This is a genomic window from Streptomyces sp. TP-A0356, from assembly GCF_001417775.1.
Taxonomy (GTDB): domain Bacteria; phylum Actinomycetota; class Actinomycetes; order Streptomycetales; family Streptomycetaceae; genus Streptomyces.
Genome location: NZ_BBZJ01000018.1, coordinates 156,293 through 181,449, shown reverse-complemented (window position 1 = coordinate 181,449; position 25,157 = coordinate 156,293). Strand labels below are relative to the sequence as shown.

Here is a 25,157-nt window from a genome sequence, read left to right as displayed (position 1 = left end):
CCCGTGATACGCACCTGCGCCCCGACTCGGTCTCACGGATCCGGGTGTCCGGTGGCAGCAGGCGAGACTTCGGCTGCGACCCGTTCCGCCGGGACCGTCGCGCGCGTACCTCATGTGCCGAAGTCGCCCGCGTACCTCATGTGCCGAAGAGGACGCGGCTGCCATGTCACGGTGACCGGTACTCCTTACGTGTGTGCGTCACTGCCGGGGAGGACGCGGACGCCATCCCGCGGCGGCCGATACCCCTTACGCTCGGGCCTCGCGCTCCTCGGGGAGGTCCGGTCGGCCGGCCGCGAGCCGGTCCCCGATGTCCCGCAGTCCCGCGAGGTCGTGGACGTCGCCGGGCAGCGCGGCCACTTCCGCCACGGCCACCTCGGGGTGGAGCGCGGTGAAACGGTCACGCGTGCGCCGTTCGCGGGAGAGCAACTGCATACGTTCGGCATGCAGCCGCAACAGGCCCGCGGTGAGTTCCTCGACGCTCCGGTGCTGGTCCGTGGCGGCGGGGGAGCCTGCGTCGGGATCAGGAGCCTCAGTCAGGGGGGATTCTGAACTGCCGTATGCGTCGGGAGAGTTACGAAGTCCAGCCTTCCCGTCCCGTTGATCCACAATGCGGGGCTCTTCAAGATTTTCCGCGGCGGCGATCGCCCGCTCGGCCGACAGCTGGGCGGCGGCGCTGTCATGGACCCGGTTGAGCACCAGGCCGGCCAGCGGCATGTCCTCGGCGGCCAGGCGCTGCACGAAGTACGCGGCCTCGCGCAGCGCGTCCCGCTCAGGTGCCGCCACCACCAGGAACGCCGTACCAGGTGCCTGCAGCAGCTTGTACGTGGCGTCCGCGCGCGTACGGAACCCGCCGAACATGGTGTCCATGGCGGCCACGAACGTCTGGACGTCCTTCAGGAGCTGACCCCCGAGGATCTTCCCCAGGACGCCCGTCATCATCGACATCCCGACGTTCAGGAACTTCATGCCCGCACGGCCGCCCACCTTCGCCGGCGCCATCAGGACCCGGATCAGCTTGCCGTCCAGGAAGGATCCGAGACGCTTGGGCGCGTCCAGGAAGTCCAGCGCCGAACGCGAGGGCGGTGTGTCGACGATGATGAGGTCCCACTCGTTCCGCGCGCGCAGCTGACCCAGCTTCTCCATCGCCATGTACTCCTGCGTGCCCGCGAAGCCGGCCGAGAGCGACTGGTAGAAGGGGTTGCCCAGAATGGCGGCCGCCCGCTCGGGATCCGCGTGCGCCTCGACGATCTCGTCGAAGGTGCGCTTCATGTCGAGCATCATCGCGTGCAGTTCGCCGCCCGCGGCCTCCTCGATGCCCTTCACCCGCCGCGGGGTGTTGTCGAGCGCGTCGATGCCCATCGACTGGGCGAGCCGACGGGCCGGGTCGATGGTGAGCACGACCACCTTGCGGCCACGCTCGGCGGCGCGCAGCCCCAGGGCCGCCGCCGTGGTCGTCTTGCCGACACCCCCGGAGCCGCAGCACACCACGATGCGGGTCTTCGGGTCGTCGAGGAGCGGGTCGATCTCCAGCAGGGGGCCGGGGTTCAACGCGCGCGTGGACCCGGTGTCGTGGGGGTGTGCCGCATCCGGTGCGGAGGCCGTGTCGTCGTGCGTGGGGGCCGGGTCCGAGCTCATGAGATCCCTTGCTGACGCAGTTCCGTGGCCAGTTCGTACAGGCCCGCCAGGTCCATTCCCTCGGCGAGCAGCGGCAGTTCGTGCAGCGGCAGACCCAGCTCCGTGAGCACGGCACGCTGCTCACGCTCCAGCGCGAACCGCTCCGCGTACTCGTCGGCCTGCTGGAGCAGCGGGTCCACCAGTCGCTCCGCGAGGCCGCCGCGGCGAGCGCCGCCGAGCCCCGCGCCGGACAGCGACTTGGCGATGGCCGTCCGCGGCACGGTGTGCGCGAGCTCCAGGTCCCAGTGGCCGAGGACCGTGGGCCGCACCATGTTCACGATGATCCGGCCCACGGGCAGCTTCACCGCGCGCAGTTCTGCGATCCCGTCCGCGGTCTCCTGGACGGGCATCTCCTCCAGGAGCGTCACCAGGTGCACGGCCGTCTCCGACGACTTCAGCACCCGCATCACGGCCTGGGCCTGATTGTGTATGGGGCCGATCTTGGCGAGGCCTGCCACCTCGTCGTTCACGTTCAGGAAGCGCGTGATGCGTCCGGTGGGCGGTGCGTCCATCACCACGTAGTCGTACGCGAACCGGCCGCTCCTGTCCTTCCTGCGGACCGCCTCGCACGCCTTGCCCGTGAGGAGCACGTCCCTGACACCGGGTGCGATGGTGGTGGCGAAGTCGATGGCACCGAGCTTCTTCAGGGCCCTTCCCGCGCCGCCCAGTTTGTAGAACATCTGGAGGTAGTCCAGCAGGGCCAGCTCGGGGTCGATCGCCAGCGCGTACACCTCGCCGCCGCCCGGGGCCACGGCGATCTTCCGCTCCTCGTACGGCAACGCCTCTGTCTCGAAGAGTTGTGCGATTCCCTGTCTGCCCTCGACCTCGACGAGAAGGGTGCGCTTGCCCTCGGTCGCGAGGGCGAGCGCGAGTGCTGCGGCGACCGTGGTCTTACCGGTTCCGCCCTTGCCACTGACGACCTGGAGCCTGCTCACGTCTTCGAGCCTAACCAGTCCGCGCGCGGCCTACGCGGGAGGCTGTGGACAACTCCGGCCACAGTCGGCCATGCATCGGCCACGTATCGGCCACACGTCGGCCGCATCGGGGGCCGTGGTCGGCCACATGACCTGGCGGCCACAGCGGCTACAGTCGGCCCATGACCAAGTGGGAATACGCAACCGTGCCGCTGCTCGTCCACGCCACGAAGCAGATTCTGGACACCTGGGGCGAGGACGGCTGGGAGCTCGTCCAGGTCGTGCCCGGGCCCAACAACCCCGAGCAGCTGGTGGCCTATCTGAAGCGGGAGAAGCAGGCATGAGCGCGGTAGAGTCCCGACTCGCCGAACTGGGGCTGACGCTGCCGGAGGTCGTCCCGCCGCTGGCCGCCTACCAGCCCGCCGTACGCTCCGGGGCCTACGTGTTCACCGCCGGCCAGCTGCCGATGGTGGAGGGCAAGCTCCCGGTGACCGGCAAGGTGGGCGCCGAGGTCACCGCCGAGGAGGCCAGGGACCTGGCCCGCACGTGTGCGCTGAACGCGCTCGCCGCGGTCAAGTCCGTGACCGGCGACCTGGACCGCATCGCGCGCGTGGTGAAGGTCGTCGGTTTCGTGGCCTCGGCCTCGGACTTCACGGGCCAGCCGGGTGTCGTCAACGGCGCCAGTGAACTGCTGGGCGAAGTCCTCGGCGAGAAGGGTGTGCACGCCCGCAGCGCGGTCGGTGTGGCGGTGCTCCCGCTGGACGCTCCCGTCGAGGTCGAGATCCAGGTGGAGCTGACGGAGGCGTAACCGCGCCTCCTGGGACTGGGGACAGCCGCCGGACCGACGGCTCCCCGAAGTTGCCGAGGGGCTCCCGGAGACGCCGGTGGCCTGCCGCGGGTGCCGTCGCCTCCGGGAGGTGCCGGGGCTCCTGTGCGTGCCGCCGACCTCCTGGAGCGCCGATGCCGCCCGGGCAGGCCGCGATGGCCTCACGGAGGCACCGATGGCTTCCCGGAGGCACCTTGGCCTTCGGGAGGCACCTCGGCCTTCGGGAGATACCGATGGTCTGCTGCGGATGCCGTTGCCTCCCGGAGGCGCCGTCGGGCTCCCCAGAAGCGGCGATGGATTCCCGGAAGTGCCGATGCCTCCTGCGGATGCCGTGGTCTTCCGTGGCGCCGATGGTTCTGCGTGGTGCCGATGGTCTTGCGTGGTGCCGAGGGTCTTCCATGGCGCCGATGGTTTTGCGTGGTGCCGACGGCTCCCGGAGGCGCCGATGGTCTCTCGGAGCCGCCGACGGCCACCCGGAGAGGTCGACGGGTTCCTGAAGTGGGCGATCGTTGCCACTCGAACATCCGCTCACTAGGGGATAGCCTCCGCCCATGGCGAATGGGCAGTGGTTTCCCCCGGAGTGGCCAGAGCGGATCCGCGCGCTCGCCGAGGGCACGCTCACCCCGGTCACTCCGAAGCGCGCGGCCACCGTCATGCTCCTCCGGGACACCGACGGGGCTCCAGCCGTCCACATGCTGCGCAGACGCGCCTCCATGGCCTTCGCCGGAGGCGCGTACGCCTACCCCGGCGGTGGTGTCGACCCACGCGACCACGACCTGCGGATCGGTTGGGCGGGCCCCACGCGCGCGTGGTGGGCGGAGCGCCTCGGTGTGGACGAGACGTCCGCCCAGGCCATCGTCTGTGCCGCTGTCCGGGAGACGTACGAGGAGGCCGGCGTGCTGCTCGCCGGATCCACCCCGGAGACGGTCGTCGGCGACACCACCGGCGCGGAGTGGGAGGCGGACCGCGCGTCCCTGGTCGCGCGCGACCTCTCGTTCGCCGAGTTCCTCGACCGCCGGGGGCTGGTCCTGCGCTCGGACCTGCTCGGCGCGTGGACCCGCTGGATCACCCCCGAGTTCGAGCCCCGCCGCTACGACACCTGGTTCTTCGTGGCCGCGCTCCCGGAAGGGCAGCGCACCCGGAACGCCTCCACTGAGGCCGACCGCACGGTGTGGATCCGGCCGTCGGACGCGGCCGCCTCGTACGACAAGGGCGAGCTGCTGATGATGCCGCCCACCATCGCGACCCTGCGCCAGCTGATCCCCTACGCCACCGCGGCCCAGGCGCTGAAGGCCGCGCTCGGTCGTGATCTGACCCCTGTCCTGGCCCGGGCCCGTCTGGAGGACGGGGAGGTCGTGCTGGCCTGGCCCGGCCACGACGAGTTCACCAAGCACATCCCGACGGGTGGAAGGCCCTCATGACCTACGCGACGGAAGGTGCCCGCGCATGACGGACGCCGCAGTTCTCCCCGGCCAGCCCCGCGGCGCGGTCGTCTCGGGTCCCGCCACCGCGCGTGCCGTCAACGTCCTCGCCCCCAACGCGTCGGCGATGACCCTCGACGGCACCAACACGTGGATAGTCTCCGAGCCGGACTCCGAGCTGGCGGTGGTGATCGATCCCGGCCCGCTCGACGACGGGCATCTGCGTCATGTGATCGGCGCGGCGGAGGAGACCGGCAAACGGATCGCGCTCACCCTGCTCACGCACGGCCACCCGGACCACGCGGAGGGCGCCGGGCGGTTCGCCGAACTGACAGGCACGAAGGTGCGCGCCCTGGATCCTGCGCTCCGCCTGGGCGACGAGGGTCTGGGCGACGGGGACGTCGTCACGGTCGGCGGCCTGGAACTGCGTGTCGTGCCGACGCCGGGCCACACCGCGGACTCCCTGTGCTTCCATCTCCCCGCCGACCGGGCCGTCCTGACGGGCGACACCGTCCTGGGCCGCGGTACGACGGTCGTGGCGCACCCCGACGGCCGCCTGGGCGACTATCTGGACTCCCTGAGGCGCCTGAGGTCGCTCACGGTGGACGACGGCGTCCACACCGTGCTCCCCGGCCATGGGCCCGTCCTGGAGGACGCCCAGGGCGCCGTCGAGTACTACCTCGCCCACCGGGCGAACCGTCTCGCCCAGATCGAGACGGCGGTCGAGAACGGCCACCGCACGCCGGGCGAGGTCGTGGCCCATGTGTACGCGGACGTGGACCGCTCCCTGTGGCCGGCGGCCGAGCTCTCGGTACGGGCGCAGCTGGACTACCTGAGGGAACACGGGCTGATCTGAGCCGCCCATGCCGATTCGAGGCCCCGTCGGCCGAGTGCCTACGTGCCTAGGGGCGTGGCGCCTTGATGGCTAGGGGGAGCGGGCACCGACGCCGGGGAGCCTTCACGCCGGATGTACCCCAAAGGCCGTCGAGGCCGAGAACGGCTGGGGCGGCGGCGCCCCATGGCGGCAACGAACGACAACGGGTCCCGCCTCCGCGGAGTCCGCAGAGAACGGGACCTCTGGTCGTACGGCCAGGACCCAGCGTCAGCGCGACCGCTTGGCCAGCCGTTCCACATCCAGCAGGATCACCGCGCGCGCCTCCAGACGGAGCCACCCACGCCCGGCGAAGTCGGCCAGCGCCTTGTTGACGGTCTCGCGCGAGGCGCCGACCAGCTGGGCCAGCTCCTCCTGCGTGAGGTCGTGCACGACGTGGATGCCCTCCTCGGACTGCACGCCGAACCTCCGCGAGAGGTCCAGCAGTGCGCGGGCCACACGGCCGGGCACGTCCGAGAAGACCAGGTCGGACATCTGGTCGTTGGTCTTGCGCAGTCGCCGCGCGACGGCACGCAGCAGTGCCGCGGCCACCTCGGGCCGTGCGTTCAGCCACGGCTGGAGGTCGCCGTGGCCGAGGCCCAGCAGCTTGACCTCCGTCAGCGCGGTCGCCGTCGCCGTACGCGGGCCCGGGTCGAACAGCGAAAGCTCGCCGATCAGCTCACCGGGGCCGAGCACCGCCAGCATGTTCTCGCGGCCGTCGGGGGACGTGCGGTGAAGCTTGACCTTGCCTTCCATGACCACGTACAGGCGGTCACCGGGGTCGCCCTCGTGGAACAGCGAGTCGCCGCGGGCGAGGGTCACCTCACTCATGGAGGCGCGGAGCTCCGCGGCCTGCTCGTCATCGAGCGCCGCGAAGAGCGGGGCGCGCCGCAGAACGTCGTCCACGAGTACTCTCCTTGTCGACCTGCTCAGGGGATCTTGCTCCCCCGGATACCAGGGGACCGTGTTCCCCATTTTGCCGGACGGTCCAAACAGTGTGATCTGTCACAAGGATGCCGCACTGCCGGGCCGGGGTACGCGGCAGGGGTCCAATCGGGGGCCGATCTCCTGGGTTCGGGGCGGATGTCCGTGCCGGGCTTTAGGCTGGCCGGGTGTCCAAATCGCCGGTGAGAGCACAGGCCAAGGGGGCTGCGCGGGTGGTTGTACGTCGTGATTCCGCTCTGGGCGAACAGGGTCCTGGCGGCGGGAAGAAAACGGCAAAGGCGGCAAAAACGGCACCTGGGGAGGTGTCGGAGAAGAGCCCTGCCAAGAAGGCCCCCGCCAAGAAGAGCGCCGCGAAGAAGACCACCCCCGCGAAGACGGCTGCCAAGAAGCCCGCACCGGCGAAGGCGTCCACGAAGAAGGCCGCTCCCGCGAAGACCACCGCCAACAAGACGGTCGCGAAGAAGACCACGGCGAAGAAGACCACGGCGAAGAAGACCACGGCGAAGAAGACCGCTCCCCCGAAGGCCGTCTCCAAGCAGGGCACGGTCCCCGTCAAGGGCGCTCCCGCGAAGACCGTCGCCCTGACGCCGCCCGGGGACGAGTCGCCCGCCGCGCTCGTGCGCCGGGCCCGCCGTATCAATCGCGAGCTCGCCGAGGTGTACCCGTACGCCCACCCGGAGCTGGACTTCGAGAACCCCTTCCAGCTGCTCATCGCGACGGTCCTGTCCGCGCAGACCACCGACCTGCGGGTGAACCAGACCACCCCGGCACTCTTCGCCAGGTACCCGACCCCCGAGGACCTCGCGGCGGCCAACCCCGAGGAGATCGAGGAGATCCTGCGCCCGACCGGCTTCTTCCGGGCCAAGACCAGGTCGGTGATCGGCCTCTCCAAGGCTTTGGTGGAGCAGTTCGGCGGCGAGGTCCCCGACGACCTGGAGGAGCTCGTCAAACTGCCCGGCGTCGGCCGCAAGACCGCTTTCGTGGTGCTGGGCAACGCCTTCGGCCGCCCGGGCATCACCGTCGACACGCACTTCCAGCGTCTCGTCCGCCGCTGGCAGTGGACCACCGAGACCGACCCCGGCAGGATCGAGGCGGCCGTCGCCGCGCTCTTCCCGAAGAGCGAGTGGACGATGCTCTCGCACCGCGTGATCTTCCACGGCCGCCGCATCTGCCACGCCCGCAAGCCTGCCTGCGGCGCCTGCCCGATCGCCCCCCTCTGCCCGTCCTACGGCGAGGGCGAGACCGACCCCGAGAAGGCCAGCAAGCTCCTGAAGTACGAGAAGGGCGGCTACCCGGGCCAGCGCCTCAAGCCCCCGCAGGCCTACCTGGACGCGGGGGGCAAGCCGGCCCCGCCGCTGGGCGCCGGATGACGGGCGCGCGCGGTGCTGCGCGCCACCCGGGAGAGGGAGGTCTCCCGGCTGACCGGGGGACAGGACACCCACACGGGGGACTCGCGGAACGATCCGCGGCCCCGGGGGCGTTGGGATCGGCAGAACGGGGGTGGCGATGACGCACGCGAGCGATACGGACCACATGAGCGACACGGACGGCGGCCGGCTGCGGCTGAGCACGGAGGGCCTGCCCGGCTGGCTCGACCCGGTCGTGCGGGTCGTGCGCACGGTCGAGCCGCTCCAGCTCAGCCGCTTCCTGCCGCCGGAGAACGGCGCGGGACGCCAGTCGGCCGTGCTGATCCTGTTCGGCGAGGGTGCGCACGGCCCCGAGTTGCTGCTGATGGAGCGCGCCGGTTCGCTGCGCTCGCACGCGGGCCAGCCCTCCTTCCCCGGTGGCGCCCTGGACCCCGAGGACGGCGACCCGAAGGGCGAGGGGCCGCTGCGGGCGGCACTGCGTGAGGCCGAGGAGGAGACCGGGCTCGACCCGAGCGGCGTCCAGCTCTTCGGCGTGCTTCCCAGGCTCTACATCCCGGTCAGCGGCTTCGTCGTCACGCCCGTCCTCGGCTGGTGGCGCGAGCCGAGCCCGGTGGCCGTCGTCGATCCGAACGAGACGGCGCGCGTGTTCACGGTCCCCGTGGCGGATCTCACGGACCCCGCCAACAGAGCCACCACGATCCATCCCAGCGGCCACCGAGGTCCGGCATTCCTGGTCGAATCGGCCCTCGTGTGGGGCTTCACGGCCGGCGTCATCGACCGCCTGCTGCACTACGCGGGCTGGGAGCGTCCCTGGGACCGCGACAAGCAGGTCCCGCTCGACTGGCGCGCATGACAAGGTGGCCCCCGTGCTGTGTTTTTCCGGGGGACGCCGTGCCCCAGTGCCGCTGCGTGGCGGGCCGCAACCCCGGCCGGATGACGGCGACCGGAACGTGATGAGGCGAGGCGTGAAGCAGTGAACGTGCTGGACATCCTGTTGCTGGTCGCCGCCGTGTGGTTCGCGATCGTCGGCTACCGCCAGGGCTTCGTCGTCGGCATCCTGTCGGTGATCGGCTTCCTGGGCGGCGGGCTCGTCGCGGTCTATCTGCTGCCCTTCCTCTGGGACCGGGCGACGGGCGACCACAAGGTGAGCACGACCGCCGCCGTCGTCGCCGTCGTCGTGGTGATCGTCTGTGCCTCCGTCGGCCAGGCCCTGACCACCCACCTGGGCAACAAGCTGCGCCGGTACATCACCTGGTCCCCGGCCCGCGCCCTGGACGCCACCGGCGGCGCACTCGTCAACGTGGTGGCGATGCTCCTGGTCGCCTGGCTGATCGGCTCGGCGCTGGCCGGTACGACACTGCCGACGCTCGGCAAGGAGGTCCGCGGCTCCAAGGTGCTCCTCGGTGTCTCCCGCGCCCTGCCCGCGCAGGCCGACACCTGGTTCGCGGACTTCTCCTCGGTCCTCGCGCAGAATGGCTTCCCGCAGGTCTTCAGCCCGTTCGCGAGCGAACCCATCACAGAGGTCCGGCCACCCGACCCGGCCCTCGCCAGGAGCGTGGTCGCCACGCGCGCGCAGCGGTCCATCGTCAAGGTCATGGGCACCGCGCAGAGCTGCGGCAAGGTCCTCGAAGGCACCGGCTTCGTCTTCGGCGACCGCCGTGTGATGACCAACGCGCATGTGGTCGGCGGAGTCGACGAGCCCACCGTCCAGATAGGCGGCGAGGGCAGGAAGTACGACGCGAAGGTCGTGCTCTACGACTGGCGGCGCGACATCGCCGTGCTCGACGTGCCGGACCTGAGCGCGCCGGCGCTGCAGTTCACGTCCACGGACGCGGCCGGCGGCGGCGGCGCGATCGTCGCGGGCTTCCCGGAGAACGGGTCGTACAACGTCCAGCCCGCGCGCATCCGTGGTCGCATAGCGGCCAACGGCCCGGACATCTACCACCGGGGCACGGTCCGCCGCGATGTGTACTCGCTGTACGCGACCGTCCGCCAGGGCAACTCGGGAGGCCCGCTGCTCACGCCCGAGGGCAGGGTCTACGGGGTGGTCTTCGCCAAGTCCCTCGACGACGCCAACACGGGGTACGCGCTCACCGCGGACGAGGTCCGGGAGGACATCGCCAAGGGGCGTGCGGCGAACCAGCAGGTGGGCAGCGACAGCTGCGCGCTCTGACTCCGGTGGGCGGGCCACCCGCCTGATTCCGGCGAGCGGGGCCACAGCCTCCGGGAGATGGGATCAGCCGCGCGGGTGACGCAGTCGTACCGAGACCCACCGGGCCCGGCGGCGCAGAATGTGCGGGATCCCCACTCGGGGGTCCGTGCCCGGCAGCTGCGGGGTGCCCCTCTGGTGGGAACCCGGCGCGGCGGCCGAGCGGCGGTTGCGTGCTGCGTCACTGTAGTCGTGCGTCCAGCCCATACCCCGACGTCTGCCCCCGCCCCAAGGTCGATAACCGCCTCCGGGCCCCCCATTTGGCCTATGCGGCAGGCATGTGGCCATTCGAGGAACAGGTGTTCCCGTCCGGATACCGGGCGCGTACGCGCGGTCACCGACCGGGTTCGAACTCCCCCGTCCGGCCGGCCGACTCGCGCAGGTCCCGATGCCGGGTCACTTGTCGGGCTCGGGGTCCTGCCGGTCGGGCGGGGTCCTACCGGTCGGGCTCGGGGTCCTTGAGCCAGTTGATCAGCTCGGAGGAGAACGCCACGGGATCCTCCTCGTGGGGGAAGTGCCCCAGCCCGTCGAACAGCCGCCAGCGGTACGGCGCCTCGACGTACTCGCCGGATCCGGCCGCGCTCCTCGTCCGCATCACGGGGTCGAGCGAGCCGTGAAGATGCAGGGTGGGCACTCGTACGGGCCGCTTCATGCGCCGGTTGAACTGGATGCCGTCGGGGCGGGCCAGGGAGCGCACCATCCAGCGGTACGGCTCGATGGAGCAGTGCGCCGTCGACGGGATGCACATGGCGCGCCGGTAGGTGTCCACGGCCTCGTCGTCCGGCAGCCGCGGCCCCGACCAGTCCCGGATCAGCCGGCCGACCAGCGCGGCGTCATCGGCGGTGAGCCGGCGCTCGGGGATCCAGGGCCGCTGGAATCCCCAGATGTAGGAGCCCGCGGCGGTCTGTCTGTAGTCGCCGAGCATCGCCGAGCGCCAGCGCCGTGGATGGGGCATCGAGGCGACCACGAGCCGCCGTACGAGCTTGGGGCGCATGACGGCCGCCGTCCAGGCGAGGTAGCCGCCCAGGTCATGGCCGACGAGCGCGGCGTCGGGCTCGCCCAGGGACCGTACGACGCCTGTGATGTCGAGGGCCAGGTTGGCGGGGTCGTAACCGCGCGGCGTACGGTCGCTGCCGCCCACCCCGCGCAGATCCATCGCCACGGCGCGGAAGCCCGCCTCGGCCAGCGCCACCAACTGGTGCCGCCACGCCCACCAGAACTGCGGAAAGCCGTGCAGCAGCAGCACCAGCGGTCCGTCGCCCAGCTCGGCGATGTGGAAGCGGGCGCCGTTGGCGGCGACGTCTCGGTGCGTCACCTCTGTGCCGCCGGGGATGTCGATCCGTACGACCGAGGTGGATTGCGCCGAAGGGGTGGCGGGGTCCGTCATGAGGACGAGCGTGCCACAGCCTCGACCGCGGTGTCGGCCGGGCCGGTCTGACGGGGGTGCGGCTTGGCGTGCTGCAGGACGCCCGCGGTCTCCTTCATCGACGCGGCGACCTTCTGCGGGCCCTTGCTCTTCTTGGTCTTCTTCGCGAAGACCAGGCCGATGAGCGCGAGCAGCCCGGCGACCAGCACGTTCGCGGCGAAGGACAGCAGGAAGCAGACGGCCAGGTTCCAGCCGCTCCACGTCCGGATCCCGTACGCCAGCGCGAAGTTCAGCATGGGCAGGGAGAACAGCAGCACGGCGCCCGCTGCCGAGAACGCGCCGCCGCTGGTCGCGCCGCGCTTGACGTCCTGCTTGAGCTGGGCCTTCGCCAGCGCGATCTCGTCGTGCACCAGTGCGGACAATTCGGTCGTCGCCGATGCGAACAGCTGGCCGATGCTGCGTTCGGCGCCGACCGGGCTGCCGTCGGGTGCGCTCATCGCGGGTCTCCCTGCTCTCTGGCTACGGACTCCGCGGAGGCTGCGGAGTTCTGTGGGTGTGTCAGATCATGCCGGACGGTCGTTCTCCCCGCTTCCCCGCCCGTCACTTCGGCAAGCGTGGCGTTCGGCGTTCGGCGGGTGTGCCGTTCGGTCTCGGGCAGGTGTGCCGTTCGGCCTTCGGCGGGTGTGCCGTTCGGTCTCGGGCGGATGTGCCCCTCGACCTCAGTTGGGCGTGCCGTTGCCGACCTGGGCCGGCGGCCCGCTTCCGGCGGACTTCAGTGCGGCGAGCCTGCGGTGTTCGGCCGCCTTGCGCTCATGGATGTCCGCCATGCGCAGGTCGTACGCCGGGTCGTCCTGCTCGTAGACGTCCGGAATGCCGTCCAGGTCCTCGTCGCGGTCCTCGTCCGCGCACAGGGCGCGGTACTTGGCGTTGCGTACCTTCAACAACGTGGTCGCGCATGCGGCCGCTGTCAGTGACCCGATGAGGACGGCGGTCTTCACCTCGTCCGTGAGTACCGGATCACCATCGAAAGCCAGTTCGCCGATGAGCAGCGAGACGGTGAAGCCGATGCCGGCCAGGGAGGCGACGGCGAACACATCGGGCCAGGCGAGGTCGTCGCTGAGCGAAGCCCGGGTGAAGCGGGCCGTCAGCCATGTACCGCCGAAGACTCCCGCCGCCTTGCCGATGACGAGGCCCAGCACGACGCCGAGCGTCTCCGGCTTGGTGAACACGTCCCCGAGTGCCCTGCCCGAGATCGCGACGCCCGCGCTGAATAGGGCGAACAGCGGCACCGCGAGACCGGCCGACAGGGGTCGTACGAGATGTTCGATGTACTCGCCCGGGGAGTGCTCCTCGCCCTCGTGGCGGTGGCAGCGCAGCATCAGTCCCATGGCCACACCGGCGATGGTGGCGTGGACGCCGCTGTTGTACATCAGCCCCCAGATGACCAGCGCGAGGGGGACGTACACGTACCAGCCGCGCACCCTCTTCCGCAGCAGCGCCCAGAAGACGGCGAGCCCGGCGACGGCGCCGCCGAGGGCGGCGAAGTTCAGATCGGTCGTGAAGAAGACGGCGATGATCAGGATCGCGAACAGGTCGTCGACGACGGCGAGAGTGAGCAGGAAGGCGCGCAGGGCGGACGGCAGCGAGGTTCCGATGACCGCGAGAACCGCGAGCGCGAAGGCGATGTCGGTGGCCGTGGGGACCGCCCAGCCGACGAGGGAGCCGCCGCCGGTGGCGTTGGTGAGGGCGTAGACGATGGCGGGGACGGCCATGCCGCAGAGCGCGGCGACCACCGGGAGTACGGCGGCGCGGGGATCGCGCAGATCGCCCGCGACCAGCTCACGCTTGAGTTCGATTCCGGCGACGAAGAAGAAGATCGCCAGGAGGCCGTCGGAGGCCCAGTGCTGAACGGACAGACGGAGGCCGAGGGCACCGGGTCCGAGGTGGTAGTGGCTGACGCTCTCGTAGCCGCTGTGCAGCGCGGGTATGTTCGCCCAGACCAGCGCGGCGACCGCGGCGAGCAGGAGCAGTACACCACCGACGGTCTCGGTGCGCAGCGCCTCCGCCACGAAGTTCCGCTCGGGCAGGGAGAGACGTCCGAGGAACGTACGAGTACGGATACGGGTGCGGGGCGCGGCCACGGTGGAGACCTCCTCCGGGTCGGTACGGCAGGCTGACCGCCCTCACGCGATCGCGCGGACGGCTTGCCGACCAGACTTCCCGGCGCACCCTGAGATCGCCATTTTACCTGAGCATGGGAAAGGGGCGTCCGGCGTGCTGCCGGACGCCCCATCGAGGGGTGCCCTCGCCGCTCGGGCGGGCCTCAGTCCTCGCTCGGCGCCGCCGGCAGCTTCGTCTGGATCAGGTCCATCACCGTCGAGTCCGTCAGCGTCGTGACATCCCCGAGCTGCCGGTTCTCCGCGACGTCCCGCAGCAGGCGCCGCATGATCTTCCCGGACCGCGTCTTCGGCAGCTCCGCCACCGGCAGGATCCGCTTCGGCTTGGCGATCGGGCCGAGCGTGACACCGACGTGGTTGCGCAGCTCACCGACGAGCTTGTCGTCCTCGGACGCCGTGCCCCGCAGGATCACGAACGCCACGATCGCTTGTCCGGTCGTCTCGTCCGCCGCACCCACGACCGCCGCCTCGGCGACCGCCGGATGCGACACCAGCGCCGACTCGACCTCCGTGGTCGAGATGTTGTGCCCGGACACGAGCATCACGTCGTCTACGCGCCCGAGGAGCCAGATGTCCCCGTCGTCGTCCTTCTTCGCACCGTCGCCGGCGAAGTACCTGCCTTCGAACCGCGACCAGTAGGTGTCGAGGAACCGCTGGTCGTCGCCCCAGATGGTGCGCAGCATCGACGGCCACGGCTCGGTCAGCACGAGATAGCCGCCGCCTCCGTTCGCCACCTCGTTGGCCTCGTCGTCGACGACGGTCGCGGAGATGCCCGGCAGCGGCCGCTGCGCCGAGCCCGGCTTGGTCTCGGTCACGCCCGGCAGCGGCGAGATCATGATCGCGCCGGTCTCGGTCTGCCACCAGGTGTCGACGACCGGAGTGCGGTCCCCGCCGATGTGCTTGCGGTACCAGACCCAGGCCTCGGGGTTGATCGGCTCACCGACGGACCCCAGCACCCGCAGCGACGACAGGTCGAACTTCGCGGGGATGTCGTCGCCCCACTTCATGAACGTACGGATGGCCGTGGGTGCCGTGTACAGGATCGTGACCCCGTACTTCTGCACGATCTCCCAGAAGCGGCCCTGATGCGGCGTGTCGGGTGTGCCCTCGTACATGACCTGGGTCGCGCCGTTCGCCAGCGGCCCGTAGACGATGTACGAGTGCCCGGTGACCCAGCCGACGTCGGCGGTGCACCAGTACACGTCGGTCTCCGGCTTGAGGTCGAAGACGGCGTGGTGGGTGTAGGACGCCTGGGTGAGGTAGCCGCCGGAAGTGTGCAGGATGCCCTTCGGCTTACCGGTCGTACCGGACGTGTAGAGAATGAACAGCGGGTGTTCCGCGTCGAAGGCCTCGGGCGTGTGCTCGGCGGACTGCCGCTCGACGATCTCGTGCCACCACACGTCCCGGCCCTCGGTCCAGGCGACCTCCTGGCCCGTGCGGCGCACGACGAGCACGTGCTCGACGTTGTCGACGCGCTCGATCGCGTCGTCGACGGCCGGCTTGAGCGCGGACGGCTTGCCGCGCCGGTAGCCGCCGTCGGAGGTGATGACGACCTTGGCGTCGGCGTCCTGGATGCGGGTGGCGAGCGCGTCCGCCGAGAAGCCGCCGAAGACGACGGAGTGCGCGGCGCCGATGCGGGCACTGGCCAGCATCGCGATCGCGGTCTCCGGGATCATCGGCATGTAGATGGCGACCCGGTCGCCCTTCTGGACTCCGAGCTCCAGCAGGGCGTTGGCGGCCTTGGATACCTCGTCCTTGAGCTCGGCGTAGGTGATGGCGCGGCTGTCGCCGGGCTCGCCCTCGAAGTGGATGGCGACCCGGTCGCCGTGGCCCGCCTCGACATGCCGGTCCACGCAGTTGTACGCGACGTTGAGCTTGCCGTCCTTGAACCACTTGGCGAAGGGCGGATTCGACCAGTCGAGGGTCTCGGTGGGCTCCACGGCCCAGGTCAGCCGGCGGGCCTGCTCGGCCCAGAAGCCGAGCCTGTCAGCCTTGGCCTGTTCGTACGCCTCTGCCGTGACGTTGGCGCCCGCGGCCAGGTCGGCGGGGGGCGCGAACCTGCGCTCCTCCTTGAGCAGATTGGCCAGGCTTTCGTTGCTCACGACATCTCCCTTTCCCGGGGTGTCCGTTGTGTCCCAGGCCACAGCTCATCAGACCGGAGGGCTCGGTGACAAGGGCCGACCGAAAATTGGTTTAGACCTGTCATGTCTGCCGCTGAACAGGTCTCCTCGGAGGTCACGTGCGCTGCCCCGCCCTGGTTCATGCGGCGATGTTTCTCACACCTGATCCGGGGGCGACGCGTCATGAGCCGTCGGCGGCGCACAGGGCCCATGCGGACGGGCGCAGCCCTGTCGTGCGTGGCGAGCGAGGTGGTGCGCGGCCGGACCGCGCACCACCTCGGCGTCCCTCGCGGACCGCGCACCACCTCGGCGTCCCTCGCGGAACGCGCATCACCGGCGTCCCGCGCAGGCCGCGCGTCACCTCGGTGTCCCACGCGGGCCGCGCATCACCTCGGTGTCACGCCGGACTGTGCAGATCCTCGGCCGCCCCCACTCGGCCGAAGACGTCGCCCTCCTCGGAGGCGGTGAGCAGATATGCCTGTGCCTCGCCCACGTGGAAGTACATCCCGTGCAGTTCGAGCGCACCCTCGCCGAGCGCCCTGGCGACGGGCTCGTGTGCCCGCAGATGCTCCAACTGCTGCACCACATTGGTCAGACACAGCTGCTCGACGACGTCGGCCGGATCCCGTCCGGCGATCCTGGCCCAGGGCCGCTCCTCGTCGGCCATGCGCTCCAGACTGGGCACCCCGTGCCGCAGCCACCGCTCGAGCGGGGTCTGCGCGCCGCCCGGCTCCGTCGTGAGCAGGGCCTGCATCGCGCCGCACCCGGAGTGCCCGCACACCGTGATGGACCGCACCTTCAGTACGTCCACCGCGTACTCGATGGCGGCGGCCACCGAGTCGTCACCGCACTCCGCCCCGGGCGCCGGCACCAGGTTGCCGACGTTGCGGACGACGAAGAGGTCACCGGGGCCGCTGGAGGTGATCATCGATGTGACGAGCCGCGAGTCGGCACAGGTCAGGAAGAGCTGCGACGGCCGCTGCCCCTCGCGCGCCAGGCGGGCCAGCTCACCGCGCACGAGCGGTGCGGTGTTCCGGTGGAAGGCGCTGATCCCGTATGCGAGTTGCTGCCTGCTCGGTCCGGACCCGCCGGCCGAGGCACCCGGATGGCCGCCGGGCTGCGCGGTCGGCGCACGCTCGCACTGGTGGTTGCGCCAGGGCGTCCAGGGTCGGCACCGGCACGCGGACGCCTCGGTGGCCTCCCGGCCTCCCTTCGGGGCAGGGGAGTTCAGCATGGGCACCGCGATAGGCATGCCGGCCCGGCCGGTGACGGCGACCGTGCCGCCCTGGGCGAGGTGCGTTCTCTGCCAGTCCTGGAGGGACTCGTACGCCGCGTGGTCCATGAACGACCCGTCCAGCTCCACGACGGCGTCCGCCCCGGCAGGCACCAGGTGCAGCGTCCGGCTGAGCCGGGGCACCGCGAGGAACGTCAACTGGCCGCGTACACGCACATGATGGACTCCTTTCCTCTTCTCGTGGGTGATGCGGGTGCGGGTGAGGCGGTGCAGGGCGACGGCGACGGCGGTCGCGACCCCCAGCGTCACGCCCTGCAGGACGCCCACGAAGACGACGCCGAGCGTGGTGACGACGTACACCAGCACCTCTCGGTGACGGGTGACCGTGCGGATGTGGTGGAGGGACACCATCTGGATGCCGACGGCCATCACCAGGGCGGCGAGCGAGGCGAGGGGGATCAGCTCGAGCACCGGGACCATCAGCAGCGCGGCTACTACTACCCAAACGCCGTGCAGCATCGTGGAGTTCCGGCTGACGGCACCGGATCGCACATTCGCCGAACTTCTGACGGCGACGCCCGCGATCGGCAGCCCGCCGAGGGCACCCGAGGCGATGTTCGCGGCGCCTTGTCCGAGCAGCTCGCGGTTGAGGTCGGAGCGGCCGGGGTGCGGCCTGCGCCCGGCCGCCAGCTTGTCCACCGCGACGGCCCCGAGCAGCGACTGCACGCTGCACACCAGCGTGATGGTGAGGACTGCGGCGGCAAGACCGAGCGCGGGCCCCTCGGGCAGCCCGGCGAGTGCGTGGCTGTGCCAGGACGGCAGGTCGACCTTGGGCAGGCTGAGTCCGGCGAGTGAGGCGGTCGCGGTGGCCGCGGCGACGGCGACGAGTGCTGCCGGGACCCTGCGCAGGAACTGCCCGGTCCGTCCGGGAAGCCGTGGCCAGACCAGGAGGAGGGCCAGGGTCAGCGCGCTCGTCCAGACGGCGGCCGGATCGAGGCGTGCCAACTGGGCCGGCAGCGCTCGGAAGTTGTCGAGGACGGCGCTCTGCGGGGTGCCCCCGAGCACGATGTGCAGCTGGGCGACGGCGATGGTCACGCCGATGCCGGCGAGCATGCCGTGCACGATCGCGGGGCTCACGGCGAGCGCCGTACGCGACACGTGCAGACAGCCGAGGACGAGTTGGGCGAGTCCGGCGAGGATCGTGATGGCGCACGTCGTACGCCATCCGTAGCGGTGGATGAGGTCGGCGGTGACCACGGTCAGTCCCGCGGCGGGGCCGCTGACCTGGAGCGGGCAGCCGCCGAACCGGCCGGCGACGAGTCCCCCTACGGCCGCGGCGACGAGGCCGGACTGGAGTGGGGCCCCGGTGGCGAGGGCGATGCCGAGGGACAGGGGAAGCGCGATCAGGAAGACCGCGAGGGATGCCGAGAGATCGGCGCCCGCGACGCGGAAGCGGCGGGGCGGTGGCGGACTGTGGGGCTGGTGCACGTGCTTCGGCCGAGTCGAGTCGGTGGCGCGGGCAGGGACGCAAGCGGGCATGTTCCCGTCTCCTCCGGTGTGGCGCGGTCGCGGAACTGGTGGCCCCTGGCGGGGCCGGGGTCGGGCGCGGCCGTGGGTCACGGCGTACAGCGGCGGGATGTCTCAACGTTCGGTAAATGGATCGTAATCCTGAGTAAAGAGAGCGTATCGAGTGTCTGGGCAAATAGGGCGCTAAATCACTCAAGCGAGTGAGTCTGTAACTTCATCGGCTTGTCATACAAATTCCGTTGATGTCCCGTGCGACCTTGGCCGGGCTGCGCGTGGGAGCCGGCTTCCGCCCGTTCCGCGCCCCAGCACACCAGCGTGGCCCCGACCGAAGGAAGAAGGTGGGCGGAAGATGGCCGCCACCCAGAGGATCGCCGCGGGCGTCGCACTAGCCGCGGCATGCGCCACCGCGCTCGCCGGTTGCACGACCGCCACGACCCGCCCCCACGCAGGGGCGAAGAAGGCGTCCGGTGCCCCCGCTCCGGGCAGCGCGGTCCGCCTGATCGGCGACGGTTCCACCGCCTACACCGGAGCCCAGCCGCATCTGCCCAGACCCGAGCGGCTCAAGCCCGGCCAGAGGCCTCCACAGTTCGTGGTCTTCTCCTGGGACGGGGCCGGTGAGGACAGCCAGAAGCTGTTCTCGCGCTTCCGGAAGATCGCCAAGGCCAACAACGCGACGATGACGTACTTCCTCAGCGGTGTGTACCTGCTGCCCGAGGAGAAGCGCGAGCTGTACAAGCCGCCGGAACACTCCCCGGGCCGTTCGGACATCGGCTTCAACGACGAGAAGGGCATCAAGAACACCGTCAAGCAGCTGCGCATGGCGTGGCTGGAGGGCAACGAGATCGGGACCCACTTCAACGGCCACTTCTGCGGCAACGAGGGAGGGGTGGGCCAGTGGTCGGTCGACCAGTGGAAGGACGAGATCAGCCAGGCCAAGGCCTTCGTCAAGTCATGGAAGACCAACGCCGACCTCAAGAAGGAACCGCCGCTGCCCTTCGACTACGACAAGGAGCTCATCGGTGCCCGCACGCCCTGTCTGGAGGGGCAGAAGAACTTCATGAAGGCGGCCCGCGACCTGGGCTTCCGCTACGACACCTCCGGCGTCGACGAACAGGTATGGCCCAAGAAGAAGGACGGCCTCTGGGACCTGTCGATGCAGCTCGTGCCCTTTCCCGGACACTCCTACGAGCAGTTGACCATGGACTACAACTTCATGGTCAACCAGTCGGGCACCCAGACCCAGGGAGACCCCGACAAGTTCGAGGAGTGGGGCAACCAGATGCGTGACGGCCTGCTCCAGGGCTTCCAACGGGCGTACGACGGAAACCGCGCGCCCCTGATCGTCGGCAACCACTTCGAGTCCTGGAACGGCGGCACCTATATGCGCGCCGTCCAGGAGGTCATCGAGCATGTCTGCAACCAGCCTGAGGTCCGCTGCGTGTCCTTCCACCAGCTCGTCGACTGGCTGGACGCGCAGGATCCGCAGGTCCTGGAAAAGCTGCGCACGCTCAAGGTCGGCCGGGCCCCCGGCGAGGGCTGGGAGTCCTTCACGGCGGCCTCGCCCGCTCCCGCGCCGAGGGGGGTCCCGGGCGCTCCGCCGGTCACGCCGTAGGCGGCGCGCGGCCGTTGCCCCGCACGGTGCCGGCCGCCACCCTCGGGGATGCGGCCGGTGCTCACACCCGGCCGCGAGTCGCGGCGAGCGAGCGGCCATTGCTCACACAGTGGCCGCCAGGCGCTCGTTGAGGACGAAGCCGGGGTCGATCTGCGCGGCCAGGTCGGCCCCGGTGCGCTCGTTGCCCCAACTGGTCGCGTTCTTCAGATGGAAGTGCACCATCTGGCGCGTGTAGCGCTCCCAGTCGCGCAGTTCATAGGTGGCGTCGGCAGCGATCTGAAGCATGTGCAGGGAGCGGCGGTTGGCGTCCTCCAGGAGGTCGAACCGGGGCGGACGGCCCTTCTCCATGGAGCGCACCCAGTCGGAGTGCCCGACCGTCACGAGCAGGTCGTCACCGACTTCGGCGCGGAGGAAGTCGATGTCGTCCTGGCCCTGCACCTTGTTGCCGACGACCTTCAGGACGACCCCGAAGTCGCGGGCGTACTCCTTGTACTGGCGATAGACGGAGACCCCCTTCCGGGTCGGCTCGGCGACGAGGAACGTGACGTCGAAGCGGGTGAACATGCCGGAGGCGAAGGAGTCCGAGCCCGCCGTCATGTCGACCACCACATACTCGTCGCGGCCGTCCACCAGGTGATTCAGGCACAGCTCCACCGCTCCCGTCTTGGAGTGGTAGCAGGCGACCCCCAGGTCGGCGTCCGTGAAGGGGCCGGTGACCATCAAACGGACGGTGCCGCCGTCGAGTTCCACCGGGCGCGCGCAGGCGTCGAACACCGGATTGTCCTCCTGGACCCGCAGGAGCCGCGACCCCTCGCCGGGCGGAGTGGTCTTGATCATCGTCTCGGCGGAGGCGATCCGCGGATTGCAGCCGCGCAGATAGTCCTTGATCAGCTGCAGTCGTTCGCCCATGGCGGGCAGCGCCGCGGCCTGGTCGTCGTCGAGTCCCAGCGCGGCCCCGAGGTGCTGGTTGATGTCGGCGTCGATGGCGACGACAGGCGCTCCGACGGCGGCGAGGTGGCGGATGAACAGGGAGGACAGGGTCGTCTTGCCACTGCCGCCCTTCCCGACGAAAGCAATTTTCATGTTCACCAAGAGTAGTGCCGCAATCGCCGTACGTGGCAGTGGGGCGTGAGGAAGACCACTCCTTCGAAGGAGGGGCTCGTAGATGCGTAGTGTCGTACTCATGAGTACGACAGGTGCCACCGCCGATCCGCTCGCAACCCTGGGTGCGCTGCCCGGGGTGGCCGAGTCAGTGGAGACCGTGCGCAAGGCCGTGGACCGGGTCTACGGGCACCGGATCATGCGGCGTCGCAGCAATGAGATCACCTCCGAGGCGGCGCTGCGCGGCGCGCGCGGCTCGGCCGCGCTCTCCGGTGCCGACTGGGCCCTTGAGGAGCTGCGCCGGCGCACCGACTTCAGTGGTGACGACGAGGCCCGTACGGTCGGTGCGGCGCTCAGGCTGACCGCCGAGGCGGGTCAATTGCTGTCCATCTGGCGGCAGTCGCCCCTGCGCGTGCTGGCGCGGCTGCATCTGGTGGCGGCCGCGGACTCCGACCCCCGCGTGGGGCGCCCGAGGCAGGACGGCGAACCGGTCGACGAGCCGCTCGTGGAACTGCCGCTGCCGAACGCCGCCGAGGTTTCCGGCCGCCTCGAAGGGCTCTCCCGGCTGATCATCGCCGGTGGCTCGGCTCCGGCCCTGGTGACGGCGGCCGTCGTGCACGGCGAACTGCTGGCCCTGCGTCCCTTCGCTTCCCACAACGGCCTCGTCGCGCGTGCGGCGCAGCGCATCGTCCTCGTGGGAAGCGGTCTGGACCCGAAGGCGATCTGCCCCGCGGAGGTCGGCCTCGCCGAACTGGGCCGTGCGGCATATCTCGCGGCACTGGACGGCTATGTGTCGGGCACTCCGGAGGGTATGGCGGCCTGGATCGCCCACTGCGGAAAGGCGGTCGAGCTGGGGGTCCGCGAGTCGGTCGCGGTGTGCGAGGCGCTGCAGCGCGGGGCGGCGTAGCCCCGGCGGAAAGGCCCTTCTGGGGGCCTTTGCGCGTGGTTGCGGCGGTACGAGGTCTCGTACCGCCGCTGGCATGTCGGCCGGGTTACCAGGCGTCCTCGATATGTCGCCCATCAGGTCGGGATTCTGTTGCCCGTCACCTGGTGCGGCTGGCCCGTAATCGACGGGTCGACGTCGCGTGGGTGCCCAGTGTTCATGCACGGTCCGTGGGCCAATTGCGTTTAAAAGATGATCCTTTCGGATGTCTTTTGGTCTCGCGGGCCTTAACCCCTTTGTACTCCTGGCCCCGGTTGAGTGGAACCCCTGCCTACAGTTCTTTACTTTTAGGTTCAAAGAGGTGCGAACCGGGCGGATCGCGTTGCTCGTCCCGCCCGCGGCGGGCTCACACGGCCGGTGCGCGGCGACGGCTCGCGTACCAGACGAGCCCCGCGGTGGCCGCCGCCGCGCCTATGGCGGCCATCGCGAGGAGCGCCGGGCGCGGTGGCACCGACAGCCGCTGCTTCAGCCGGACCGGGCGGTGGAAGTCCAGAATCGGCCACCCGCGCGCGAGTGCCTCGCGGCGCAGCGCCCGGTCCGGGTTCACGGCATGGGGGTGGCCGACGGACTCCAGCATCGGCAGGTCGGTCGCCGAGTCGCTGTAGGCGTAGCAGCGCGCGAGGTCGTATCCCTCGGACTCGGAGAGCTCCCTGATCGCCTCGGCCTTCGTCGGTCCGTACGCGTAGTACTCCACCTCGCCCGTGAAGCAGCCGTCGTCACCCACGACCATGCGGGTGGCCACCACCCGGTCCGCGCCGAGCAGTTGGCCGATGGGCTCGACCACCTCGGCGCCCGACGTGGACACGATCACGACGTCCCGCCCGGCGCTGTGGTGCTCCTCGATGAGGGAGGCGGCCTCGTCGTAGATGATCGGGTCGATCAGGTCGTGGAGCGTCTCGGCGACGATCTCTTTGACCTGCTGGACGTTCCAGCCGCGGCACAGCGACGACAGGTACTCGCGCATCCGCTCCATCTGGTCGTGGTCGGCGCCGCCCGCCAAGAACACGAACTGGGCGTACGCGGTGCGCAGCGCGGCCCTCCGGTTGATCAGTCCGCCTTGGTAGAAGGACTTGCCGAAGGTGAGCGTGCTCGACTTCGCGATGACCGTCTTGTCGAGGTCAAAGAAGGCCGCAGTGCGGAGCAAGGAGTGGTTTTCCACGGGCCTGAGCATATGCGCCCACCATTCGGCGTAAGGTGGGGCGCGTGGGTTTGCCTGAGAGGGCTCTCGGGTACACCATGGAAGTCACGGATCGTTCGCGACCGTGCTAACCCGGTCCGACTCCTCCCCCCCCGAGTCGGCCGTGGGGACGACCCCCGCTCTCCCCCCCGGCGGGGGTCGTCGCATGTCCGGGTGGGTTTTCTCCTCTTCCTGTGCGGTCCCGGAGCCCGGTGGTGGTTCCGCAGGGACCGCGTCGGCATGTTCATGATTCGTAACGCTCGGTAGCCGTTCTGTGGCTCTGCGGAAGTCGTCGAGGCCTGACCCGTATGAGTGATGACGATATTCACAACCACTGAGTTGTCCACAGTTATCGACCAAGATCCACACGATTTCCGGGATCGGCGCACCGTGATTCCAACGCGTCCCGCCGGTGGCGAGTCTGTTCATCGCCGGTTCCATTTGTCGGACGCGTATGGCCGGTTCGTATCGCCCGTTCATATGGAGACCGGATGCCGGTTCCTCACATGTGCGGGAGGCGCGGGACTGCGGTGGCCCGCGGACCGGGCGCGGAAGAAGCAGCGAAGGGGGCTGGAGATCGTGGCGGGAGCCATCACGCACGAGGGGCCGGCCGTCGCCGAGGGGCGGCGGAGCGGACCGCTGATCGTCACCGAGGACGCCGAACTCCTCGACGACCTGCTGCGCCTGTGCGCGGCCGCGGGTGCCAGAGCGGAGGTCCACCCCGGAGTGCCGGAGCACCGGGGCAGCTGGGAAGCGGCGCCGCTCGTCCTCGTCGGCGACGACGCGGCGCGCCGCGTGCGCGGGGCCGCACGCCGACGCGGCGTGGTGCTGGTTGGGCGGGATCAGGACGATTCCGGCGTCTGGCGGCGCGCCGTGGAAATCGGCGCCGATCACGTCCTGGTTCTGCCGGACGGCGAGCGGTGGCTGGTCGACCGGATCGCCGATGTGGCCGAGGGGGTCGGTCGGCCCGCCCTCACCGTGGGCGTGATCGGCGGTCGCGGCGGAGCCGGCGCCTCCACGCTCGCCTGCGCCCTGGCCGTCACCTCCGCGCGTGAGGGCAGGCGCACACTGCTTGTGGACGCGGATCCGCTGGGCGGCGGACTCGATGTGCTCCTCGGCGGAGAGAGCTCCGAAGGGCTGCGCTGGCCGGCGTTCGCCGCCTCCCGCGGGCGCGTCGGCGGGGGCGCCCTGGAGGAGTCCCTGCCGGAGCTGCACGCCTTGCGGGTGCTCAGCTGGGATCGGGGCGACACCGTGGCCGTCCCGGCCCAGGCGGTCCGCGCGGTCCTCGCCGCGGCCCGGCGACGCGGCGGCGCGGTCGTGGTGGACCTACCGCGCCGTATCGACGACGCAGTCACCGAAGTCCTCGCCCAGCTGGACGTCGGAGTGCTGGTGGTCCCCGCCGAGTTGCGTGCGATCGCGGCCGCGCGGCGGGTGGCGTCGGCCGTCGGCATGGTCCTGGGCGACCTGCGGATCGCGGTACGGGGGCCGTACGCGCCCGGCCTCGACGACCACGAGGTGGCCCGCCTGCTGGAGCTGCCGCTGCTAGGCGAAGTGCCCTCCGAGACACCGCCGCCGGACGGCTCGGTACCGCCCGGGGGAGCGGTGCGGGGGCCGCTCGCCCGGTTCTGCTCGGTCTTCTGGGACCGTGCGCTGGCCGAGGCGGGTGACTGACG

Annotated in this window: 21 protein-coding genes; 10 read left to right on the top strand and 11 right to left on the bottom strand. The window is 70.5% G+C overall.

What is annotated here, in order from left to right; all coding sequences use genetic code 11:
* Window positions 1-246: 246 nt before the first annotated feature.
* A complete protein-coding gene (locus ASC56_RS16010) occupies window positions 247-1,635 on the bottom strand; it encodes an ArsA family ATPase (protein WP_055492085.1) in 1,389 nt (462 codons plus the stop codon).
* Window positions 1,632-2,609, bottom strand: a complete 978-nt coding sequence (locus tag ASC56_RS16005) for an ArsA-related P-loop ATPase (RefSeq protein WP_055492084.1) — start codon at window positions 2,607-2,609, stop codon at window positions 1,632-1,634. The genes ASC56_RS16010 and ASC56_RS16005 overlap by 4 nt, the downstream gene beginning before the upstream one ends.
* Window positions 2,610-2,770: 161 nt before the next feature.
* On the opposite strand from ASC56_RS16005, the gene ASC56_RS39705 reads away from it, so the two are divergent.
* The 4 genes from ASC56_RS39705 to ASC56_RS15990 all read left to right on the top strand — a co-directional run bounded on the left by ASC56_RS39705 (window position 2,771) and on the right by ASC56_RS15990 (window position 5,691).
* Complete coding sequence (locus ASC56_RS39705) at window positions 2,771-2,932, top strand: DUF4177 domain-containing protein (protein WP_003975360.1); 162 nt, start codon at window positions 2,771-2,773, stop codon at window positions 2,930-2,932.
* Window positions 2,929-3,396: a RidA family protein gene (locus tag ASC56_RS16000; protein ID WP_055492083.1), complete on the top strand. Its 468-nt coding sequence runs from the start codon at window positions 2,929-2,931 to the stop codon at window positions 3,394-3,396. The genes ASC56_RS39705 and ASC56_RS16000 overlap by 4 nt, the downstream gene beginning before the upstream one ends.
* 569 nt (window positions 3,397-3,965) lie before the next feature.
* Window positions 3,966-4,835 (top strand): NUDIX domain-containing protein, encoded by an 870-nt coding sequence (locus tag ASC56_RS15995; RefSeq protein WP_055492082.1) that lies wholly within the window; start codon window positions 3,966-3,968, stop codon window positions 4,833-4,835.
* Window positions 4,836-4,860: 25 nt separating this feature from the next.
* Window positions 4,861-5,691, top strand: coding sequence for an MBL fold metallo-hydrolase (locus ASC56_RS15990; RefSeq protein WP_055492081.1), 831 nt, complete (start codon window positions 4,861-4,863; stop codon window positions 5,689-5,691).
* 246 nt (window positions 5,692-5,937) lie between these two features.
* Here the strand turns inward: ASC56_RS15990 and ASC56_RS15985 are convergent, their stop codons facing one another.
* A complete protein-coding gene (locus tag ASC56_RS15985) occupies window positions 5,938-6,612 on the bottom strand; it encodes a Crp/Fnr family transcriptional regulator (RefSeq protein ID WP_030573597.1) in 675 nt (224 codons plus the stop codon).
* Window positions 6,613-6,953: 341 nt separating this feature from the next.
* Here ASC56_RS15985 and nth point away from each other — a divergent pair, with 341 nt between their 5' ends.
* The 3 genes from nth (at window position 6,954) to ASC56_RS15970 (ending at window position 10,191) form a co-directional block, all read left to right on the top strand.
* Window positions 6,954-8,021: an endonuclease III gene (nth, locus tag ASC56_RS15980; protein WP_055492080.1), complete on the top strand. Its 1,068-nt coding sequence runs from the start codon at window positions 6,954-6,956 to the stop codon at window positions 8,019-8,021.
* 163 nt (window positions 8,022-8,184) lie between these two features.
* Window positions 8,185-8,871: a CoA pyrophosphatase gene (locus tag ASC56_RS15975; RefSeq protein WP_234376967.1), complete on the top strand. Its 687-nt coding sequence runs from the start codon at window positions 8,185-8,187 to the stop codon at window positions 8,869-8,871.
* A 120-nt stretch (window positions 8,872-8,991) separates the two neighbouring features.
* Entirely contained in the window at window positions 8,992-10,191 is a 1,200-nt protein-coding gene (locus ASC56_RS15970) for a MarP family serine protease (protein ID WP_055492078.1), read from the top strand.
* Window positions 10,192-10,254: 63 nt separating this feature from the next.
* Here ASC56_RS15970 and ASC56_RS41910 read toward each other — a convergent pair whose 3' ends face one another.
* The 6 genes from ASC56_RS41910 to ASC56_RS15945 all read right to left on the bottom strand — a co-directional run bounded on the left by ASC56_RS41910 (window position 10,255) and on the right by ASC56_RS15945 (window position 18,663).
* On the bottom strand, window positions 10,255-10,434 hold the full coding sequence (locus ASC56_RS41910) for a hypothetical protein (RefSeq protein ID WP_079102527.1): 180 nt from the start codon (window positions 10,432-10,434) through the stop codon (window positions 10,255-10,257).
* A 229-nt stretch (window positions 10,435-10,663) separates the two neighbouring features.
* The gene (locus ASC56_RS15965; RefSeq protein ID WP_055492077.1) at window positions 10,664-11,614 is read right to left on the bottom strand and encodes an alpha/beta fold hydrolase; all 951 of its coding nucleotides are present in this window, start codon (window positions 11,612-11,614) and stop codon (window positions 10,664-10,666) included.
* On the bottom strand, window positions 11,611-12,090 hold the full coding sequence (locus ASC56_RS15960; RefSeq protein ID WP_055492076.1) for a phage holin family protein: 480 nt from the start codon (window positions 12,088-12,090) through the stop codon (window positions 11,611-11,613). The genes ASC56_RS15965 and ASC56_RS15960 overlap by 4 nt, the downstream gene beginning before the upstream one ends.
* A gap of 222 nt (window positions 12,091-12,312) precedes the next feature.
* Complete coding sequence (gene nhaA, locus ASC56_RS15955) at window positions 12,313-13,734, bottom strand: Na+/H+ antiporter NhaA (protein ID WP_055492075.1); 1,422 nt, start codon at window positions 13,732-13,734, stop codon at window positions 12,313-12,315.
* Between the two features lie 182 nt (window positions 13,735-13,916).
* Entirely contained in the window at window positions 13,917-15,914 is a 1,998-nt protein-coding gene (gene acs / locus ASC56_RS15950; RefSeq protein WP_199836004.1) for an acetate--CoA ligase, read from the bottom strand.
* Between the two features lie 373 nt (window positions 15,915-16,287).
* A complete protein-coding gene (locus tag ASC56_RS15945) occupies window positions 16,288-18,663 on the bottom strand; it encodes a SulP family inorganic anion transporter (protein ID WP_055492073.1) in 2,376 nt (791 codons plus the stop codon).
* Window positions 18,664-19,000: 337 nt separating this feature from the next.
* On the opposite strand from ASC56_RS15945, the gene ASC56_RS15940 reads away from it, so the two are divergent.
* Window positions 19,001-20,263, top strand: a complete 1,263-nt coding sequence (locus tag ASC56_RS15940) for a hypothetical protein (protein WP_055492072.1) — start codon at window positions 19,001-19,003, stop codon at window positions 20,261-20,263.
* A gap of 102 nt (window positions 20,264-20,365) precedes the next feature.
* Here the strand turns inward: ASC56_RS15940 and ASC56_RS15935 are convergent, their stop codons facing one another.
* Entirely contained in the window at window positions 20,366-21,346 is a 981-nt protein-coding gene (locus ASC56_RS15935) for an ATP-binding protein (protein WP_055492071.1), read from the bottom strand.
* A 100-nt stretch (window positions 21,347-21,446) separates the two neighbouring features.
* On the opposite strand from ASC56_RS15935, the gene ASC56_RS15930 reads away from it, so the two are divergent.
* Window positions 21,447-22,271, top strand: coding sequence for a Fic family protein (locus tag ASC56_RS15930; protein ID WP_055492070.1), 825 nt, complete (start codon window positions 21,447-21,449; stop codon window positions 22,269-22,271).
* Window positions 22,272-22,653: 382 nt separating this feature from the next.
* Here the strand turns inward: ASC56_RS15930 and ASC56_RS15925 are convergent, their stop codons facing one another.
* Window positions 22,654-23,478, bottom strand: coding sequence for an HAD family phosphatase (locus ASC56_RS15925; RefSeq protein WP_055492069.1), 825 nt, complete (start codon window positions 23,476-23,478; stop codon window positions 22,654-22,656).
* A gap of 585 nt (window positions 23,479-24,063) precedes the next feature.
* On the opposite strand from ASC56_RS15925, the gene ssd reads away from it, so the two are divergent.
* The gene (ssd, locus tag ASC56_RS15920; protein ID WP_055492252.1) at window positions 24,064-25,155 is read left to right on the top strand and encodes a septum site-determining protein Ssd; all 1,092 of its coding nucleotides are present in this window, start codon (window positions 24,064-24,066) and stop codon (window positions 25,153-25,155) included.
* Window positions 25,156-25,157: the final 2 nt, after the last annotated feature.

Coding starts and splice junctions, on each gene's coding strand:
- ASC56_RS15975 (WP_234376967.1), top strand. CDS start 8,185: ATGAGCGACACGGACGGCGGCCGGCTGCGGCTGAGCACGGAGGGCCTG.
- ASC56_RS15935 (WP_055492071.1), bottom strand. CDS start 21,346: ATGAAAATTGCTTTCGTCGGGAAGGGCGGCAGTGGCAAGACGACCCTG.
- ASC56_RS15940 (WP_055492072.1), top strand. CDS start 19,001: ATGGCCGCCACCCAGAGGATCGCCGCGGGCGTCGCACTAGCCGCGGCA.
- ASC56_RS15925 (WP_055492069.1), bottom strand. CDS start 23,478: ATGCTCAGGCCCGTGGAAAACCACTCCTTGCTCCGCACTGCGGCCTTC.
- ASC56_RS16010 (WP_055492085.1), bottom strand. CDS start 1,635: ATGAGCTCGGACCCGGCCCCCACGCACGACGACACGGCCTCCGCACCG.
- ASC56_RS15990 (WP_055492081.1), top strand. CDS start 4,861: ATGACGGACGCCGCAGTTCTCCCCGGCCAGCCCCGCGGCGCGGTCGTC.
- ASC56_RS15960 (WP_055492076.1), bottom strand. CDS start 12,090: ATGAGCGCACCCGACGGCAGCCCGGTCGGCGCCGAACGCAGCATCGGC.
- ASC56_RS39705 (WP_003975360.1), top strand. CDS start 2,771: ATGACCAAGTGGGAATACGCAACCGTGCCGCTGCTCGTCCACGCCACG.
- ASC56_RS15930 (WP_055492070.1), top strand. CDS start 21,447: ATGAGTACGACAGGTGCCACCGCCGATCCGCTCGCAACCCTGGGTGCG.
- ASC56_RS15995 (WP_055492082.1), top strand. CDS start 3,966: ATGGCGAATGGGCAGTGGTTTCCCCCGGAGTGGCCAGAGCGGATCCGC.
- ASC56_RS16000 (WP_055492083.1), top strand. CDS start 2,929: ATGAGCGCGGTAGAGTCCCGACTCGCCGAACTGGGGCTGACGCTGCCG.
- ASC56_RS15945 (WP_055492073.1), bottom strand. CDS start 18,663: ATGCCCGCTTGCGTCCCTGCCCGCGCCACCGACTCGACTCGGCCGAAG.
- ASC56_RS15965 (WP_055492077.1), bottom strand. CDS start 11,614: ATGACGGACCCCGCCACCCCTTCGGCGCAATCCACCTCGGTCGTACGG.
- ASC56_RS41910 (WP_079102527.1), bottom strand. CDS start 10,434: ATGGGCTGGACGCACGACTACAGTGACGCAGCACGCAACCGCCGCTCG.